Annotated in this window: 18 protein-coding genes and 1 riboswitch; of the genes, 10 read left to right on the plus strand and 8 right to left on the minus strand. The window is 39.5% G+C overall.

Features of this window, described 5'->3' with window-relative positions:
- Positions 1-3: 3 nt before the first annotated feature.
- Both NG55_RS16450 and tusD read right to left on the minus strand, forming a co-directional pair.
- Complete coding sequence (locus tag NG55_RS16450; protein ID WP_016660231.1) at positions 4-354, minus strand: hypothetical protein; 351 nt, start codon at positions 352-354, stop codon at positions 4-6.
- Between the two features lie 43 nt (positions 355-397).
- Complete coding sequence (tusD, locus tag NG55_RS16455; protein ID WP_016660232.1) at positions 398-766, minus strand: sulfurtransferase complex subunit TusD; 369 nt, start codon at positions 764-766, stop codon at positions 398-400.
- Between the two features lie 67 nt (positions 767-833).
- Here tusD and NG55_RS16460 point away from each other — a divergent pair, with 67 nt between their 5' ends.
- From NG55_RS16460 to NG55_RS16480, 5 genes are all read left to right on the plus strand, one after another.
- Complete coding sequence (locus NG55_RS16460; protein ID WP_065343839.1) at positions 834-1,841, plus strand: SDR family NAD(P)-dependent oxidoreductase; 1,008 nt, start codon at positions 834-836, stop codon at positions 1,839-1,841.
- Between the two features lie 115 nt (positions 1,842-1,956).
- On the plus strand, positions 1,957-3,351 hold the full coding sequence (gene fumC / locus NG55_RS16465) for a class II fumarate hydratase (protein ID WP_016540284.1): 1,395 nt from the start codon (positions 1,957-1,959) through the stop codon (positions 3,349-3,351).
- Positions 3,352-3,510: 159 nt separating this feature from the next.
- Positions 3,511-3,921, plus strand: a complete 411-nt coding sequence (locus NG55_RS16470; protein WP_065343840.1) for a hypothetical protein — start codon at positions 3,511-3,513, stop codon at positions 3,919-3,921.
- A 976-nt stretch (positions 3,922-4,897) separates the two neighbouring features.
- The gene (locus NG55_RS16475; RefSeq protein ID WP_065343841.1) at positions 4,898-5,389 is read left to right on the plus strand and encodes a hypothetical protein; all 492 of its coding nucleotides are present in this window, start codon (positions 4,898-4,900) and stop codon (positions 5,387-5,389) included.
- 137 nt (positions 5,390-5,526) lie between these two features.
- A riboswitch (glycine riboswitch) is annotated at positions 5,527-5,616 on the plus strand.
- 182 nt (positions 5,617-5,798) lie between these two features.
- A complete protein-coding gene (locus tag NG55_RS16480) occupies positions 5,799-7,043 on the plus strand; it encodes a D-amino acid dehydrogenase (RefSeq protein ID WP_065343842.1) in 1,245 nt (414 codons plus the stop codon).
- Between the two features lie 44 nt (positions 7,044-7,087).
- Here the strand turns inward: NG55_RS16480 and NG55_RS16485 are convergent, their stop codons facing one another.
- On the minus strand, positions 7,088-7,735 hold the full coding sequence (locus NG55_RS16485) for an A1S_1983 family putative colistin resistance protein (protein WP_065343843.1): 648 nt from the start codon (positions 7,733-7,735) through the stop codon (positions 7,088-7,090).
- Between the two features lie 98 nt (positions 7,736-7,833).
- Between NG55_RS16485 and ispF the strand changes: the two genes are divergently transcribed.
- A complete protein-coding gene (ispF, locus tag NG55_RS16490; RefSeq protein ID WP_016540280.1) occupies positions 7,834-8,325 on the plus strand; it encodes a 2-C-methyl-D-erythritol 2,4-cyclodiphosphate synthase in 492 nt (163 codons plus the stop codon).
- On the opposite strand, the gene NG55_RS16495 is transcribed toward ispF, so the two are convergent.
- The 5 genes from NG55_RS16495 to glnL form a co-directional block, all read right to left on the minus strand.
- A complete protein-coding gene (locus NG55_RS16495) occupies positions 8,313-8,837 on the minus strand; it encodes a protein tyrosine phosphatase family protein (protein ID WP_016540279.1) in 525 nt (174 codons plus the stop codon). The genes ispF and NG55_RS16495 overlap by 13 nt on opposite strands.
- A gap of 145 nt (positions 8,838-8,982) precedes the next feature.
- A complete protein-coding gene (gene argF, locus NG55_RS16500; RefSeq protein ID WP_065343844.1) occupies positions 8,983-9,903 on the minus strand; it encodes an ornithine carbamoyltransferase in 921 nt (306 codons plus the stop codon).
- Between the two features lie 112 nt (positions 9,904-10,015).
- Positions 10,016-10,657 (minus strand): TetR/AcrR family transcriptional regulator, encoded by a 642-nt coding sequence (locus NG55_RS16505; protein WP_016540277.1) that lies wholly within the window; start codon positions 10,655-10,657, stop codon positions 10,016-10,018.
- 142 nt (positions 10,658-10,799) lie between these two features.
- Entirely contained in the window at positions 10,800-12,293 is a 1,494-nt protein-coding gene (gene glnG / locus NG55_RS16510) for a nitrogen regulation protein NR(I) (RefSeq protein WP_016540276.1), read from the minus strand.
- On the minus strand, positions 12,280-13,389 hold the full coding sequence (gene glnL / locus NG55_RS16515; protein ID WP_016540275.1) for a nitrogen regulation protein NR(II): 1,110 nt from the start codon (positions 13,387-13,389) through the stop codon (positions 12,280-12,282). The genes glnG and glnL overlap by 14 nt, the downstream gene beginning before the upstream one ends.
- Before the next feature lie 328 nt (positions 13,390-13,717).
- Here glnL and rimO point away from each other — a divergent pair, with 328 nt between their 5' ends.
- The 4 genes from rimO (at position 13,718) to uppS (ending at position 17,229) form a co-directional block, all read left to right on the plus strand.
- A complete protein-coding gene (gene rimO / locus NG55_RS16520) occupies positions 13,718-15,061 on the plus strand; it encodes a 30S ribosomal protein S12 methylthiotransferase RimO (protein ID WP_005270747.1) in 1,344 nt (447 codons plus the stop codon).
- A 50-nt stretch (positions 15,062-15,111) separates the two neighbouring features.
- Positions 15,112-15,840: a UMP kinase gene (gene pyrH, locus NG55_RS16525; protein ID WP_004772000.1), complete on the plus strand. Its 729-nt coding sequence runs from the start codon at positions 15,112-15,114 to the stop codon at positions 15,838-15,840.
- A 77-nt stretch (positions 15,841-15,917) separates the two neighbouring features.
- Positions 15,918-16,472, plus strand: coding sequence for a ribosome recycling factor (frr, locus tag NG55_RS16530; RefSeq protein WP_004653307.1), 555 nt, complete (start codon positions 15,918-15,920; stop codon positions 16,470-16,472).
- Positions 16,473-16,479: 7 nt separating this feature from the next.
- Entirely contained in the window at positions 16,480-17,229 is a 750-nt protein-coding gene (gene uppS / locus NG55_RS16535) for a polyprenyl diphosphate synthase (protein WP_016540273.1), read from the plus strand.
- The last annotated feature ends 1 nt before the right edge of the window (position 17,230 follow it).

Consider the following 17,230-nt stretch of genomic DNA (forward strand, 5'->3'; position numbering starts at 1 on the left):
ACCTTACCAGTACAATATATGATCAAAAGACTGGGTAAATTCAGGAGTAAGATCAATAAATTCGATCTCCTGATCCGTATTTTTAACGATGTTAAGTTCTTGATTTTTAGATTCAATCAGAATTGGGGTTAAATCATAAAACTCAAAACTTTCGACCATGTTGGCTGCAATTTTGAACTCATGTTTAAGTTGATCGAATTCTAATTTATTGTCTAATAAGCTAATTGCTGCACACTTTAATAATACTTTGACAGAAATACCAAAGGTTGCTAAAACCATAGTAGCGGACAAGCTTTCATTGACTTGCAAACTTGTTAAGTTAGGTTGCGTTAGGATGACGAGTACAGATTTCACACAATTTACCTTTTCAAAGCAACACTCTAGTAAAGAACTTTAATTAAAATTGAATTAAACGAGAACAGCTTTGTACTGCGTCAGCAAGCTCTCCGAGCCCAACCAGTTCAAAGCCTTTGGCTAAGTTGTGATGTTGGAGTGAATGACGTTTTGCATTGTCCGCATCAGTGATTCCCCGAGCAAGGGCGGCGCTGACACAGACAGGGAGTCGAATGCCAAGCTTTTGCCATTCATGTTTTAGATTGCGTTGATCATCAGGAAACCACTGTAAGTCATTCGCAACCTGAACACCATCTTGGTAAAAGAAGACAAGCAATTCTTCATGCTTATTTTGAAGCGCTTGAGCTAAGCCAAAAGCATGCCAAGCCATAATTGATGTAGGCGCAGAAGTGATTAGCAGTAGTGTACTCATTGAATATTCACTATGGTCGTAGTTGGCAAAATGATGATGGACAGATTTAAAGGAAGGTAAGTATACAATGATTTTGGTGACAGGTGGTTTAGGCTTTATCGGTTCTCATATTGCTTTGAGTCTGTTGGCGCATGGGCAAGAGATCGTTATTGTTGATAACTTAGCCAATTCAACCTTGCAAACCTTAGAACGTCTCGAATATATTTCAGGCATGTATATTCCATTTGCAAAGTTGGATGTACGAAATACCCCAGCACTAAATAAAGTTTTTGAACAATATTCAATTGATACGGTGATTCATACTGCCAGCTTTAAGTCCTTAGAAGAATCCACTTTAAAACCGCTTGAATATTATAATGATAATGTCAGTAGTATTATGAGTCTCTTAAGAGCCATGCAGCGGATGGGGGTGAGACAATTAATCAATCTCTCGAGTTTGGCGGTATATGGTCAATCAGATGAAAAATTATCTGAACTGACTGAATTTAACTACAGCTATCCTAATCCTTATGTTCGATCACAACAAATTGTTGAGGATATTATTGCTGATACCTATAAAGTTGATCCTGAATGGCGCATTGTGAACTTGCGATTATCGAATATCGTAGGGGCATTTGAGCATGGTGTGTTGGGTGAGTTTGTTACGCAATTACCTAAGAATATTGTGCCTTTAGCCTTGCAAGTTGCTGCAATGCAACGAGAGTACATCGAGTTGCAAAATCAGGCAGCTACAGCAGATGGTACGGTTGAACGGAGTTTTCTACATGTATTAGATGCATGTGATGCAATTTTAATGACATTGAATTGGTTGAAGTCGCAGAACAATTGTTTAGAGTCATTCAATATTGCGCATACGCAACTGACCTCGATTCAAAGCTTATTAGATGAAATTGCAAAAGTGACGCAAACTCAAGTCAATGTTCAGCCTGCGGTATTTCAGCATCAAGAGCTCGCTAAATTAGGAGCAACAATAGAAAAAGCAGCAACGAACTTAAACTGGTCACCAAAACGTACTCTAGTCCAGATGATTGAAGATGAATGGCGATTTTATTTAAATACCTTAAAGGGTAATTAAGATAATGATTATTATTTACAATTATAACTGCTTTGATTAGGATAACGGCAACTAGCCAAAGCATCACTTTGCTTCAGCCCGTGAGAACTTTAACCAAATAGAGCAGAGGTTGTTTATGCAAATGCGAATTGAACACGATACCATGGGCGAAATCGAAGTGCCGAATGAGGCCTTATGGGGTGCGCAAACGCAACGAAGTTTACAGAACTTTAAGATTGGCCAGGAACGCTTACCGCGTGCCATGATTCGCGCAATGGGGCTTGTGAAGAAAGCTGCTGCAATCACTAATGCTGAGTTAAAACAACTGCCTGAGGATTTGAGTCAGTATATTGTTGGCGCTGCTGAAGAAGTGATTGCAGGGCAATGGGATTCTCAATTTCCATTGGTGGTTTGGCAAACGGGTTCGGGCACACAAAGTAACATGAACTGTAATGAAGTGATTGCCAATATTGCTAATCAGAAATTAGGTCAAGTTTTGGGTGCGCAGAAACCAGTCCATCCGAATGACCATGTTAACCGTGCGCAATCGACCAATGACTCGTTTCCAACAGCAATTCATGTAGCAGCCAGTATTCAAATTAACGAGTTGTTGATTCCTGCGGTAGAGCAGCTAAAAGCAACTCTACAGCGTAAGTCAGAAGAATTTGATGATATCGTTAAAATTGGTCGTACACATTTGCAGGATGCAACGCCTTTGACTTTAGGTCAAGAGTTTAGTGGTTATGTGTCTCAACTAGAACATGGCTTGAAACGTTTGCAGCAAGCACTTGCAGGCTTATATGAACTACCTTTGGGTGGAACAGCGGTAGGGACAGGTCTGAATGCCCATCCAGATTATGCCGTAAAAGCAGCTGAACAATTGGCCGAACTTACTGGCTTACCATTCGTTACTGCACCAAATAAATTTGAAGCTTTGGCAGGACGTGATGCAGCTGTCTTTGCATCAGGTGCATTAAAAACACTAGCGGCAAGCTTAAATAAAATTGCTAATGATATTCGTTGGTTAGCAAGTGGCCCTCGCTGTGGTTTCGGTGAAATTCGTATTCCAGAGAATGAACCTGGTTCAAGCATCATGCCGGGTAAAGTGAATCCAACGCAAAGCGAAGCGATGACGATGGTCGTCGCTCAAGTCTTAGGTAATGACACCACTATTAATGTGGCAGGTGCTTCAGGTAACTTTGAGCTCAATGTCTTTATGCCCGTGATTGCTTATAACTTGCTGCAATCGATTCAGTTGTTGGGTGATGCATGCAATAGTTTTAATGATCATTGCGCGGTAGGTATAGAACCGAATCGTGAGAAAATTGATTATTTCTTACATAATTCATTGATGTTGGTTACTGCGCTTAACCCCGTGATTGGTTATGAGAACTCTGCCAAAGTTGCTAAAACTGCCTATAAGGAAAATAAAACCTTAAAACAGGTTGCGGTTGAACTTGGTCTGGTGACTGAAGCGCAATTTGATGAAGTGGTGAAGCCCGAAAATATGGTTTCTCCAAATAGCAAATAAGCCAGATAGCTGAATAAAAAAAATCCTTCTTTAATAGAGGGATTTTTTTATGTCTGGTTCTATGGGGGCATCTGATGATTGCTGTAAATGACTAAATTTGAAACTTATTCAGTTCAAGCGTTACAATGATGTGCTTCATAATAGGGTTAGTCGTACACCATGTCTAAGATGTTTATATTTTGTTGCTTGATGGGTTGTCTCGTTGCTTGTAGTACGAGTAATCAGCAAAGTCTAAATCAAAGTAAACTAAAAAATGTTATAGAAAAACAGGTGAGTGAAACGATCAGGGTATCGGTCAAAGACGGGCAAAATAGAGAGAGAAAAATTGATGTAAAAATTAAACCTGAGCGCGATGCAGTTAAAGTACTCAAAGAAGAAGATGTCGTCGCATTAATCAATAAAACAGCTGATCATATTGGAACATTCTTAATTGATAAAACAGCTTATATTCCTGCTTCTTCGGAGATTGAATTATATGACGACTTTTTAGTGGTTTTCATTTCTTATTCAACAGTTGATTATGAGAAGAACAGAGTAACTAGTTCATATAGAATGTCATTTCCATATTAAAAGCCTAATTATTTCGATTAGCGTCTGTTATCTTTATTTAAATAACCTTGTGAAAATTTTCCGTACATTATCAAGCAGTATCTCGTCGGTACTGCTAAGTAAATTGCTACAACCGTTACCAAACTCAAACTAGAGTATATTTCACTTGAATAATTTATGACTTGAAGTTCTATAAAGCTATAAAATAGAACAAGCGGTCAGCAAAAAATGATATTTTATCGACAAGTAGTTCTCATTGCCCTTATTTTTTGTGATAATTGCTGCGTAATTTGGGGGTGGTATGAATATTGTTAAATTTGTAAAGAGCTTCAATACAGTGGGGTTTTATCTAACTTTAGCCAGCGTTCTGCTAGCGACACTTATTTTGTATTTTTACGTTATTAATCCTAATTAAACTGTGGGGGTAAAATTTTCCCTGCGCTTTATTTAAATGATGTTTTAACTGAAGCTTGTGGTAAACATAGATTGATATCACTTATTCTTAATATTGTAAGGGAAATTGGCTCTATGTCTGATACTGGCCCAGTATTAAAATGTTAATCAAAAAAGACCATAACTGAAATGTTATGGTTTTTTTGATGGATTGCACGAAGGTGTAGATGGTTGATAGAACTCTAATCAGTTTTAACCATCATCAGTGGGAGAACTGAACTGTTTTCTTATTTTGATGGGGCTGAGTTTGTCGTTGATGAGGCTTGATTTTTAATGATCTGCTTAACGTCAAGCCTACTATGTTGATTAAGCTTAGGATGTGTCAAAAGTAAAACGTTTGATTTATGAATAGGCCAACGAGGGTCATGAAGGTTTTCAATCTCTTTGTCTGCTTGTGAATAAACCTATTGCAGTAACCGACATTGAATAAATCGTGATAATTGTTAAAATGATCATTCCATTCTGTTTTAATTTTATTTGTGTTTCGTGTTTTGCGAAATTTGAATTAAATATACAAAACAGTGTCTTATTTCAGGATTTTTTAATGCTCAATATCTATTTAACAGATACCAAAACCAACATCCAATTTTCTGATCTTCCAAACGAAAATCCTGTTAAGTTTCTGTTGAATTTAAAGAAAATTTTTCCAAGTACTGCCGATCTATTATTGCCCGTTTTGCCCGAAGACAATAACTTGGAAAATGTGACTTGGGAAGCAACGTCCAAAGACTTTGAAATTTTCAAAAAATTATTAGAAGGTTGGGGTATCATTGAGCTGCGTTTAAGTGCGATAACGACTTATAAAGACAAAAATTTTGCCAATGAGTTGGTGAAAAAGGCGCAACTAAAACGGAAACAGATTGCACAAGCACAGCCACAGTTGTCCATGATTGCATTGGATTATGTATTGATGCATGAGATTCATGCGCTGATTGATGCAGAACTGGTGATGATCGGAGAAAAATTCTATTTGCCAACATTGCGTGAGCTTTGGAAAGGACATTTTTCAGATCAAATTTTGCAATGCAAGTTTTAAGCATTAAAGCAGGCTTTTAGCCTGCTTTTTTATGATATTAACCCTGAGTCAAATAGAACAAATCTTCGTCTACAAACAATTACAAGAATTTAGTGTCTGTATTTTTATGCGGCATATATATTGCTTATAAGGATATAAATATTATTGCGGGAGAGAAGTTCTTCAATGAACTCGCCGAAGGAGCAACGACCCCGGAAACTCTCAGGCAGAAGGACTGTAATAATAGAAATACAATCTGGAGAGCAGTGCTCAACTTGTAGAAATATACAACAACTTTTTTCTTCTACGATTAACACTCACCGAAGGGGAAGGCTTAATGATTAATTGGTAATCATCTGCCGAAACTCTCAGGTACCATGACAGATGGGGCTATGCATTAAGAAATGTTATGCATTTCTAGGAGTTTGCTATGCCACATGTAGTTGTAATTGGTGCGGGGATTACAGGTGTAACGTCTGCGTATGAATTGATTAAACTCGGCTATGAGGTGACCGTAATTGACCGTCATCTTTTTCCGGCGATGGAAACATCTTTTGCCAATGGTGGGCAATTGTCTGCCTGTAATGCTGAGGTTTGGAACCAAAAAGCAACGGTGCTGAAAGGCATCAAATGGATGAGTAAAAAAGATGCACCATTATTGCTCAACCCTTCATTTAGCCTACATAAGTATCGTTGGTTGGTTGAGTTTTTGACCCATATTAAAAACTATAAAGCCAATACGATTGAAACAGTACGTTTAGCACTATTGGCAAGACAACGTTTGTTTGAGGTGGCGGAAAAAGAAAGTATTGCTTTTGATCTGGAAAAACGTGGCATTTTACATATGTACCACACCAAAGAAGACTATCAAATTGCTAAGCAAGTGAATGATGTTTTGGTTGAGGGTAAGTTAGAGCGAAATGCAATTACACCCGCAGAAATGAAAGCAATTGAGCCGACATTAACAGGTGACTACTATGGTGGTTATTACACTGCGGGCGATGCGACAGGTGATATCCATAAATTTTCTGTTGGATTGGCTGAAAGAACACAGCAATACGGGGTGAAATACTGTTTTGGTCTGGATGTAGTGGATATTAAATTTACCCATGATAAAGCGGTTGTTCACTGTAAAAACAGCTCAGAAAATGTCAATCCAAGTGCGGATGGAATCACTGAAATTATTGCTGATCTGGTTTTGGTTTGTGGTGGTGTAGGAAGCTATCAACTCGCTGATATGTTGGGGGATAATGTGAATGTGTATCCTGTAAAAGGCTATTCCATTACTGTGCAGCTTAAAGATGAACGTAGTGTAAACAATGCACCATGGGTAAGTTTATTGGATGAAAGCGCAAAAATTGTGACTTCTCGCTTGGGTGCAGATCGTTTACGTATTGCGGGAACAGCCGAATTTAATGGATATAATCGTGATATTCGTGCTGATCGTATCCAGCCTTTAATTAATTGGGTCAACCAAAACTTTGATATCTCCACCGAGCATGTTGTACCTTGGGCAGGCCTACGACCAATGATGCCGAATATGTTACCTGTCGTTAGACAAGGCAAACAACCACGGGTGTTTTACAATACAGGACATGGGCATTTAGGTTGGACTTTGTCAGCAGCAACAGCAGTATTGATTAGCCAAGAAATTGCACAAAAATACCCAAACTAAATCAAAAAGCCGATGTTAGAACATCGGCTTTTTTCTTATCTTGATTAATCGTATAAACGATAAACCCCTGTAAATCTGTCACAGTCTTTCTGCTTGGATTTAATAATTAATAATGCTTTCTGGAAGTCAAATTGATATTGGCATTTTTTTTCATTATCAATGATTTGATTTCTTTGCTCTGGCGTACTGTAGGCCAGTAACGAAAGTGTTTGGGTTTCTAAGCGGTTATTCGGATTGCGATAAGCAGTCCCTTCAATTTTAAGTTTGTCTTTATCCAGTTGGTGAATTTGTAGATGAACGGGTTGTGAGGCTAACTTACCTTGTTCATATTTTAGATAATGCTGTGTCAATGTTTGGTTCATCGAGGTGTAAAAATTCAAATCGTCCAAACGCGCATCAAATTGCTGCTGATAGCAATTTTTACTTTTGCACTGTTGCACCTGGTTCAGCCACACGTTTTGGGTGTCATGTAATAACTGTAGTGGGGCATCTGTTACTAAATAAGCAGTTAGAAACTTGGCATTCAGCTTTAAACGCTGCTCTTGATATTGTTTAGAGCAGATTTTTTTAGCGTTTAAATCATTGCTGCTGCAGTCAATTGCTTCTGCATAGGCAAATGTTGAGCAAAAACAACTCAATGTGATGATGTAACCAGCTTTCTTTAATTGATTTCTTACAGTGTTAAACAGCATAATCACTTATACTTTCAGTCTAATTTGCTCAACGTACTATAGCGAAATAGAAAGCCTGAATACAAGATTTGTTCAGTATATTGTAAAAGGAAAATCATATGGTTGCTCAAATTCGTATTGGACAAGGGATTGATGTACATGCATTTGAAGAAGGTGAGTTTGTTACCTTAGCTGGTATTCGAATCCCACATACACACGGCTTAAAGGCACATTCAGATGGTGATGTGGTGTTACATGCCTTAAGTGATGCTTTATTGGGCGCTTTGGCACTGGGTGATATTGGACAGCATTTTCCAGATACAGATCCAGAGTACAAAGGCGCTGACAGCCGCCTGTTACTTAAACATGTCTATCAATTGATTTTAGATCGTGGTTATCAACTCAATAATGCTGATATTACCGTCGCTTGTGAGCGCCCTAAGTTGGCAAAACATAACTTAGAGATGCGTCAAAGTATTGCCGATGTATTGGATGTTGATGTAACTCAAATTAGTATTAAAGCCACAACCACTGAAAAGCTTGGTTTTACTGGTCGCCAAGAAGGGATTTTGGCGACCGCAACTGTGTTGGTCTCACATCAAGCGAAATGATTGCTGTTGATCAATGATTGTTCGAGTTCTTGCGTTGCTTTACGACCTTGCAGTTGTAAAGTAATACTATGAATTAAGCCGGTCCATGTTTCATTGGGTTCCCAAATTTGGTGCAATAGCTCTTGGGCTGTTGGTAGATCAATATTCATATAGAATTGACGATAGAGGTACATTAAGCTGCTGACACGCATATTGTCATCGCAGTGTAGCCAAATGATCTCGTTTTGGACTAGATGATCGATCAGATCTAAAACAAACAGGCATTGCTCAGAACAAGGCACATCCCAACCAATTGGAATATGGATATAGTTTAGCCCCAAATCTAAACAGATCTGGTCTTGCTTGGCCAAATGATGATCAGATTGGCTGGTTGCAAGATTAATCACTGTGCTGCAACCATATTCTTTAATGTGTTGTAATTGCTCAGCAGTCGGTTGAGCAGAGCTAAACAGATGCTCATGCACCAAAGCAAAATTTGGTATTTGAGATAAGGCTTGTTCAAGTGAAGTCATAACATCCGCTGTGTATTGAGTGAAGTTCTCACATCGTGAGAAACTTATTCTAAAGGGCTTGTCTTACTATAAGTGTTTTTATTTCAGTGTTCAATTTAAAGCGCACAAATAAAAACAGCATCAAATGATGCTGTTTTTATTCAACTCAATCTTTTTTAAGATTCTCGTTGAGTAAGAATTCCATCAATGCTTTCTGAGCATGCAAGCGGTTTTCTGCTTCATCCCACACGACCGCATTTTTATGATCCAACATATGTTCTGAAATCTCTTCACCACGATGAGCAGGTAAGCAGTGCATAAATAAGCAATCAGGGTGAGCCAAGTCCATGAGTCTTTCATTGACTTGGAAATCGGAAAAAGCTTTTTCGCGGAGTTTCTGTTCTTCTTCTTGCCCCATACTTGCCCAGACATCGGTCACAATCAGATCAGCATTCACAGCTGCATCTTCAGCTTTATTAAAAACTTCTACGCAGTCGGCAAATTCAGCTAAGAATCTTGCTTGAGGTTCATAGCCTTCAGGTGATGCGATTTTCAGTTTAAAACCCATCATGTGTGCGGCTTCAATATATGAATTACACATATTATTGCCATCACCAATCCAAGCTACTGTTTTACCTTCGATGCTGCCACGATGCTCTTGGAAGGTTTGCAAGTCTGCAAGCAATTGGCAGGGATGGTGATCATCAGTCAAACCATTAATCACTGGAACGGTAGAGTAAGATGCAAAACGCTCTACAATATCATGACCGAAAGTACGGATCATGACGATATCTAGCATGCTCGAAATCACACGTGCAGAATCTTCAATCGGTTCACCACGACCTAGCTGCGTATCGCGTGGTGAAAGAAAAATTGCACTACCACCAAACTGGCAAATACCTGCTTCAAAAGAAATACGTGTACGTGTACTCGACTTCTCAAAAATCATTCCCAAAACTTTACCCGCAAAAGGTTGGTATAGCGTATTGCTATGTTGCATGCGTTTAAGTTCTTGTGCACGATCTAAAATGCGTTGCAGTTCTAATGAGGATAGGTCACGTAAAGTTAGGAAATGCCGAAGCGCCATAGCTACTCCCACAATAATTATTGAATAAAAACAATAATTAATTGCTGTTTGATGAGTGGTGAATAAAAAAGAATTGACTACTATACTATACGCTCGGGAAAATGCAAAAGAATTAGACCTTTTGATGAGCTTTTAAAAACAAATCTACGGAATAGTTAATATAATCAATGATTTCTGCATCATTTTCAGAGAGGTCTAAACCCATTAGATTGCGCCACTCAACATCTCTCAAAGTTCCGAAATACATCATGGCGGAGAACTTAGGTTGGGCGCAAAAAATTTCTCCCTTGGTGTGAGCATGCTCTAATGCAAAGGCAATGGTATTTTGAATGTTAAGGGCACATTGATCATAAAAGTAATGTGCAAGCTGGACATCTTTCTGCGTTTGTTCGGTAAACATGCGCATAAAAGCAATGTTTTCTGGCTGGATGATATGTTGATAAAAGCGGTGTAGAGTTTGTGTGAGGTAGTCTCTTAAATTACTTTTTTCTGGAATATACGGGAAACAGACACCTTTGAAAAACACTTCCCTGCGATAATCACAAATGGCGGTAAAAAGTCCTTCTTTATTACCAAAGTATTTATAGATGGATGTTTTTGAACCACCTGCATGATTGACGATGTCATCCAAAGACACGGCTTCATAACCTTTCTCTAAAAACAAATCGGTTGCGCACAGTAATAGGGCAAAACGACGTTCTTCTCCACGACGAGTTTGAGGTTTGGCACAGCTTGGATAGCAAATATCAGTCATTATCTACTTTGGAGTAATGGGATCCTCCTTAGTATAACAAAAACCATATCTCTTGTATGGTAATCACATTGATGTGTGTTTCAAAACATCTCAATTTTAGTAAAAAGCGAATCACTTGGATTCGCTTTTTTATGACTGCTCATTAAGCAGAGCGAACTTCTTCGTCTTCCTCGTCATCGGTCGAGTCCATACCGAGTTCTTTGAGCTTGCGGGTGAGCGTGTTGCGTCCCCAACCTAAAAGTTCGGCAGCATGGCGTTTACGACCGCGGGTTTGTTGTAAAGCAGCATTAATCAAAGTGCGTTCAAACATGGGTGTAGCAATATCCAATATCTTCATTTCGCCATTTTTCAACTTTTGAATTGCCCATTGACCCAATAATTCATCCCAATGGTGTACAGCAATACGTTCAACCAAAGCAGGACTGGTATTTGATGCAGCTTGTGCGTCATTAGTTTTATGTACAGACGCTTGCTTAAGTTCAGCCGGTAAGTCTTCTGGATAAACTTCACGCCCCGTGATCATGACTGTTAACCAGCGGCAGGTATTTTCTAGTTGACGAACATTACCAGGCCAAGGCAGTTGTTGCATATAGTCTGTGGTTTCGGTACGCAAGATTTTAGGGCTGACACCCAATTCCTTGCCTGCACGAGCCAAGAAATGCTGCGCCAGCATTGGAATATCTTCGCTACGATGTGACAGCTTTGGAATGTGAATACGAATCACGTTCAGACGATGATACAAGTCTTCACGGAAACGTCCTTCATTGACCAGCTTTTCCAAATCTTGGTGGGTTGCAGCGACGATACGTACATCGACCTTGACTGGGATATGTCCGCCGACGCGGTAGAATTCACCATCTGCTAAAACACGAAGTAAGCGTGTTTGTGTTTCAAATGGCATGTCACCAATTTCGTCAAGAAACAAAGTACCGCCATTGGCTTGTTCAAAACGGCCTTGATGTTGAGTGTTTGCTCCTGTAAATGCACCTTTTTCATGTCCAAATAACTCAGTTTCGATTAAGTCTTTTGGAATGGCTGCCATATTCAATGCAATAAATGGCTTGGCACGACGTGGTGAGTGTTTGTGTAAGGCGTGAGCAACCAACTCTTTACCTGTACCTGATTCACCATTAATCAACACCGTAATATGGGATTGTGATAAACGACCGATTGCTCGGAAAACTTCCTGCATTGCAGGGGATTCGCCGATAATTTCGGTTGATTGTAGTGGTGAGGCTGTTTTGGTTGCTTCTTGTTGTTGCAATTTATTGATATGCAAGATGGCACGATTGACTAGTGCCAAGGCTTCATCAATATCAAAGGGTTTAGGTAAATATTCAAAAGCACCTGTTTGATAGCTTGATACAGCAGACTCTAAATCGGAGTGCGCGGTCATGATAATCACAGGCAGGTCAGGATGTGTGTTCTTCACCTTAGATAAGAAGGTTAGACCATCAATCCCTGGCATGCGGATGTCGGTTAAAATCACATCGGGTGCATCGTCATGTAGGCGTTCCAATGCAGTTTGTGCTTCTTCAAAGTTGGTGACATCAAAACCTTCTTCTTTGAAGGTTTTTTCAAGTACCCAACGCATGGCACGATCGTCATCAATTACCCAAATTTTATTTCGTGACATGGTTTAACTCCCAAGGTAGATATAGGCTAAATACGGTTTTTCCTGGAACTGATTGACACTCAATCATTCCGTTATGTTGATGCATAATATTTTGAGCAATACTGAGACCCAGTCCTGTGCCTTTGGCACGACCTGTAACAAGGGGGTAAAAAACTGACTCGAGAATGCTTTCTGGAACGCCAGGACCATTGTCTTCGATATCGATACGGACAGCTGAACGATTTAATACACCATTAATCGTAACAAGGCGTTGTATTCGGGTTCTTAAAACCAGTTCAGGCTCTGAATCTGTAAAGAATTCTTTATTTTCGGTCATGGCTTGTACTGCATTGACACTAATGTTGAGCATGACCTGAATCAGTTGGTCACGATCAGCCATGACATCGGGTAAAGACAAGTCATAATCACGGGTAATCTTGATTTTCTTCTTGGTTTGGTTTGCGATGAGTGAGCGAACACGTTCTAAGGGTTCATGCACATTGCTGAGTTCATAACTTGGCAATTGACGAGAACCAAGCATGGTATCTGCCAAATTAGTCAGTCGATCAACTTCGCTAATAATGATGTCAGTAAACTCACGATAGCTATCATCACCTAAACTGCGTGCCAGTAATTGAGTTGCACCACGAATACCCGCCAAAGGATTTTTAATTTCATGTGCCACGCCACGGACCAATTGTCTGGCTACTTGGTGTTGCTGAACGAGGTTTTCTTCCTTAGAGATTTTCAACATCCGATCAATTGGATTAAGTTCGATTAAGAGTAAAGGGTGATAACTTTTACCAGCATTGAGCTGTGAAGCGGTGTAGTCGACATGAATGGGTTTAAAATTCACATTGATCACTGCTTCACGACGCGTATAGTGTTGACCACTTTCTAAGGTATTTAATAAAGCTTCTTGCGTATTGAAGGTATCATCATGTGCATGCAGCAAATTTAATACCGGCTGACCTGATGCGCGTAACAAGCTGATATCAAATAATGCTTCACAAGCAGAATTTAAATAAAAAATATTAAGCTTACTATCGACCAATAAAATGGCAGTTGTCAGATTATCTACTAAGAGTCGATAGTCGATAGTGTTCTGTTGATCCATTTGTGAATCGTCCTGTTTTAAAATGGCGCAATAAATATAAATTTTAATGAAGAGCCATTAACTTCTAAAATGTACTTTATGCAAAATACAAGCCAACTTTGTATTAACTAAATTTCAATCACTTAAATCTGAAAGAATCGATTTATACGGTATTTTTCACATACATCTGCTTATTTCAATATTTTATTATGCTTCAAATTGGTGCGTTGTTAGATTTTGTTTAAAATTTTGGTCGTATTTTGGTGCATTACACAAAGAGATGGCTTTGCTGCTATGCGTAGACAAAGAAAAGTCATACAATACGCCGATTCAAGTGGAGCGCAGATTCATGAAGACCCCCAAAGTCGGTTTTGTATCTTTAGGTTGTCCTAAGGCATTGGTAGATTCTGAACGAATTTTAACTCAGTTAAAGACTGAAGGTTATCAGGTTGCATCAGATTATGACGGTGCAGATTTGGTTGTTGTTAACACCTGTGGTTTTATTGAATCTGCAGTGCAAGAGTCTTTAGATGCCATTGGCGAAGCCATGAGCGAAAATGGACGAGTGATCGTTACCGGTTGCTTAGGTAAAGATGAAGACAAAATTCGCCAAATGCACCCCAATGTACTTAAGGTAACAGGTGCGGCAGCCTATCAAGATGTGATGGAAGCAGTACATGAATATGTGCCTGCACCACCAAAACACAACCCATTTATTGATTTAGTTCCAGAGCAAGGTGTTCGTTTAACGCCGAAGCATTATGCCTATTTAAAAATTTCAGAAGGCTGTAATCACCGCTGTACATTCTGCATTATCCCAAGTATGCGCGGAGATCTCGTGTCTCGCCCTGTAGGTAAGGTGTTGGATGAAGCAGCTGCGCTTAAACGTGCGGGTGTAAAAGAGGTCTTGGTGATTTCTCAGGATACCTCAGCATATGGTGTGGATACCAAGTACAAGTTAGATTTCTGGAACGGTCAGCCAGTTAAAACCAAATTCTATGACATGTGTGAAGCGCTTGGTCAGCTTGGGATTTGGGTGCGTTTGCATTATGTTTATCCATACCCGCATGTAGATGCTGCCATTGATTTGATGGCTCAAGGTAAAATCCTGCCTTATTTAGATATTCCTTTTCAGCACGCCAGTCCGCGCATCTTAAAATTGATGAAGCGACCAGCTCATAGCGAAAACACATTAGAGCGCCTTAAATTGTGGCGTGAAAAATGCCCTGAATTGGTGATTCGTTCAACATTTGTTGTTGGTTTCCCTGGTGAAACAGAAGAAGACTTCCAGATTTTATTGGAATGGCTGAAAGAAGCTCAGCTTGATCGAGTGGGTTGCTTTACGTATTCGCCTGTAGAAGGTGCAACTGCGAATGATTTACCTGATCATGTGCCAGAAGAAATTAAGCAAGATCGTTATGAGCGTTTCATGGAAGTTCAGCAAGCGATTTCTGCGGCAAAATTACAAAAGCGTATCGGTCAGAAAATGACAGTGCTTGTGGATGGCTTGGAAGATGAATTCCCTGTTGCAGTTGCACGTTCATATGCAGATGCGCCAGAAATTGATGGCAATGTTTTTGTTGAAGATATTGATAAGAGTGTGATTAAAGCAGGTGATCTGCTTGAAGTCGAAATTACCGATGCAGATGAATACGATTTATTTGCAAAGTTAATTCAGATTAAATCTGCTTGATGTTGAATTAAATTTAAGAAATTTGAGATTGGTCGGTTTGGAGTAAAAGTATGTCAGCTTCTAAAAATCCACGTTATGCACGAATTTTGCTAAAGCTTTCGGGTGAAGCTTTAGCAGGCAATAAAGATATGGGTATTGATGCCCAAGTTTTAGATCAAATGTCACTTTCAATTGCGCACTTGGTTGGTTTGGGTGTGCAGGTGGGTATTGTTGTTGGTGGTGGTAACTTATACCGCGGCAGCCAGTTACAGAAAGATGGCCTAGTTGGTCGTGTAACAGGCGACCAAATGGGTATGTTGGCAACGGTAATGAATGGCTTAGCAATGCGTGACGCGTTGGTGCGCCGTAATATCAAAACTCGTTTAATGTCAGCATTGTCAATTGGTACAGTGGTTGAGCCATATTCAAGCCGTGATGCGATCCGTCACTTGAGCCAAGGTGAAGTGTGTGTATTTGTTGCGGGTACAGGGAATCCATTCTTTACCACAGATACAGCAGCATGTTTACGTGGTATTGAGATTGAGGCGAACCTGATCTTGAAAGCGACCAAAGTAGATGGTGTTTATAATAAAGATCCAAGCAAATATGATGATGCGGTTAAATATGACAATTTAACTTTTGACCAAGTGCTTGATGAAAAGCTTGGTGTGATGGATCTGACCGCGATTTGTTTATGTCGTGATCACAATGTGCCACTACAAGTTTTTGATATGAACAAATCTGGTGCATTACTTTCTGTTGTAATGGGCGAAAAAGAAGGTACTCACGTCACGAATTAATGTACGTGAGTCATAAAGCTCTTTATACTAATGTCTAAATATTTTGTAATACCTAATGAATAAGTAAGGAAGATCATATGATTAACGATCTCAAACAAGATAGCGAACAGCGTATGCAGAAATCGCTTGACTCTTTAGAGTTGGGCTTTGCCAAAGTTCGTACAGGTCGTGCGCACCCATCTATTTTAAATGGTGTGATGGTTTCTTACTACGGCTCTGATGTTCCATTGAATCAAGTCGCAAATATCGGGCTTGAAGATTCGCGTACCTTGTTGGTTCAACCATTTGAGCGTTCGATGGTTGCTGCGATTGATAAAGCGATTCGTGAAGCAGGTTTGGGATTAAATCCTATCACTGCTGATGCAATCCGTGTACCAATGGCTGCGTTAACAGAAGAAACCCGCCGTGATATGCAAAAAGTTGCGCGTGCTGAAGCTGAAAATGCCAAAGTTGCAATTCGTAATATTCGTCGTGATGTATTGGGTGATCTCAAAGCATTATTGAAAGAAAAAGAAATTTCTGAAGATGATGATCGCCGTGCATCAGATGATATTCAAAAAATTACGGATAAATATGTTGCAGAAGTTGATAAACGTCTTGCAGCGAAAGAAGCAGAATTGATGAAGGTCTGATTTTATTATGACCTTGCAAGAAGAAGCGCTTCTTCCTCAACATGTTGCCATCATTATGGATGGCAACAATCGTTTTGCCAAAAAAAAGCAAATGCAAAAAGGCGATGGACATCGGGAAGGCAAGAATGTCTTGGATCCGATTGTTGAACATTGCAAAAAAGAAGGTGTTCGTGCGTTAACCGTTTTCGCATTTTCAAGTGAAAATTGGAATCGTCCACAATACGAAGTTGATTTGCTAATGAAATTGTTGGAAGAAACAATTCATGAGCAATTGCCTCGTATGGAGCAATTTAATATCGCGCTGCGCTTTATTGGTGATCGTTCTCGGTTGTCAAATGAATTGCGTGATTTAATGCAACTCGCTGAGCAAAAAACGGCCGCTTTTGATTCCATGACCCTAACAATTGCGATTAGTTACGGTGGTATGTGGGATATGGCGCAGGCTGCAAAAAACATTGCTCAAGATGTACTTGCAGGAAAACTTCAAGCAGATCAGATAAATGTTGATTTATTTGATAAATATGTCAGTCTAAATGATCTTCCAGCTGTTGATTTGTTAATTCGTACAGGTGGAGATTACCGTTTGTCTAACTTCCTGTTATGGCAAGCTGCGTATGCCGAATTGTATTTTACCGATACTTTGTGGCCAGAATTTACTGTAAAAGAGTTGGATTACGCATTTCGTGTTTTTTCAGGACGTGAAAGACGCTTTGGTAAAACGTCGGAACAGATTCAACAAGCGAAAATAGAGAATTAAT

The organism is Acinetobacter gyllenbergii (assembly GCF_001682515.1).
In the GTDB taxonomy this organism is placed as follows: Bacteria; Pseudomonadota; Gammaproteobacteria; order Pseudomonadales; family Moraxellaceae; genus Acinetobacter; species Acinetobacter gyllenbergii.

Bases quoted from the DNA above. Each gene is read 5' to 3' on its own strand.
- NG55_RS16505 (WP_016540277.1), bottom strand. From the start codon at position 10,657: ATGACTGATATTTGCTATCCAAGCTGTGCCAAACCTCAAACTCGTCGT.
- NG55_RS16475 (WP_065343841.1), top strand. From the start codon at position 4,898: ATGCTCAATATCTATTTAACAGATACCAAAACCAACATCCAATTTTCT.
- rimO (WP_005270747.1), top strand. From the start codon at position 13,718: ATGAAGACCCCCAAAGTCGGTTTTGTATCTTTAGGTTGTCCTAAGGCA.
- glnL (WP_016540275.1), bottom strand. From the start codon at position 13,389: ATGGATCAACAGAACACTATCGACTATCGACTCTTAGTAGATAATCTG.
- NG55_RS16495 (WP_016540279.1), bottom strand. From the start codon at position 8,837: ATGACTTCACTTGAACAAGCCTTATCTCAAATACCAAATTTTGCTTTG.
- NG55_RS16460 (WP_065343839.1), top strand. From the start codon at position 834: ATGATTTTGGTGACAGGTGGTTTAGGCTTTATCGGTTCTCATATTGCT.
- NG55_RS16470 (WP_065343840.1), top strand. From the start codon at position 3,511: ATGTCTAAGATGTTTATATTTTGTTGCTTGATGGGTTGTCTCGTTGCT.
- glnG (WP_016540276.1), bottom strand. From the start codon at position 12,293: ATGTCACGAAATAAAATTTGGGTAATTGATGACGATCGTGCCATGCGT.
- ispF (WP_016540280.1), top strand. From the start codon at position 7,834: ATGGTTGCTCAAATTCGTATTGGACAAGGGATTGATGTACATGCATTT.
- argF (WP_065343844.1), bottom strand. From the start codon at position 9,903: ATGGCGCTTCGGCATTTCCTAACTTTACGTGACCTATCCTCATTAGAA.
- tusD (WP_016660232.1), bottom strand. From the start codon at position 766: ATGAGTACACTACTGCTAATCACTTCTGCGCCTACATCAATTATGGCT.
- pyrH (WP_004772000.1), top strand. From the start codon at position 15,112: ATGTCAGCTTCTAAAAATCCACGTTATGCACGAATTTTGCTAAAGCTT.
- NG55_RS16485 (WP_065343843.1), bottom strand. From the start codon at position 7,735: ATGCTGTTTAACACTGTAAGAAATCAATTAAAGAAAGCTGGTTACATC.
- frr (WP_004653307.1), top strand. From the start codon at position 15,918: ATGATTAACGATCTCAAACAAGATAGCGAACAGCGTATGCAGAAATCG.
- NG55_RS16480 (WP_065343842.1), top strand. From the start codon at position 5,799: ATGCCACATGTAGTTGTAATTGGTGCGGGGATTACAGGTGTAACGTCT.
- uppS (WP_016540273.1), top strand. From the start codon at position 16,480: ATGACCTTGCAAGAAGAAGCGCTTCTTCCTCAACATGTTGCCATCATT.
- fumC (WP_016540284.1), top strand. From the start codon at position 1,957: ATGCAAATGCGAATTGAACACGATACCATGGGCGAAATCGAAGTGCCG.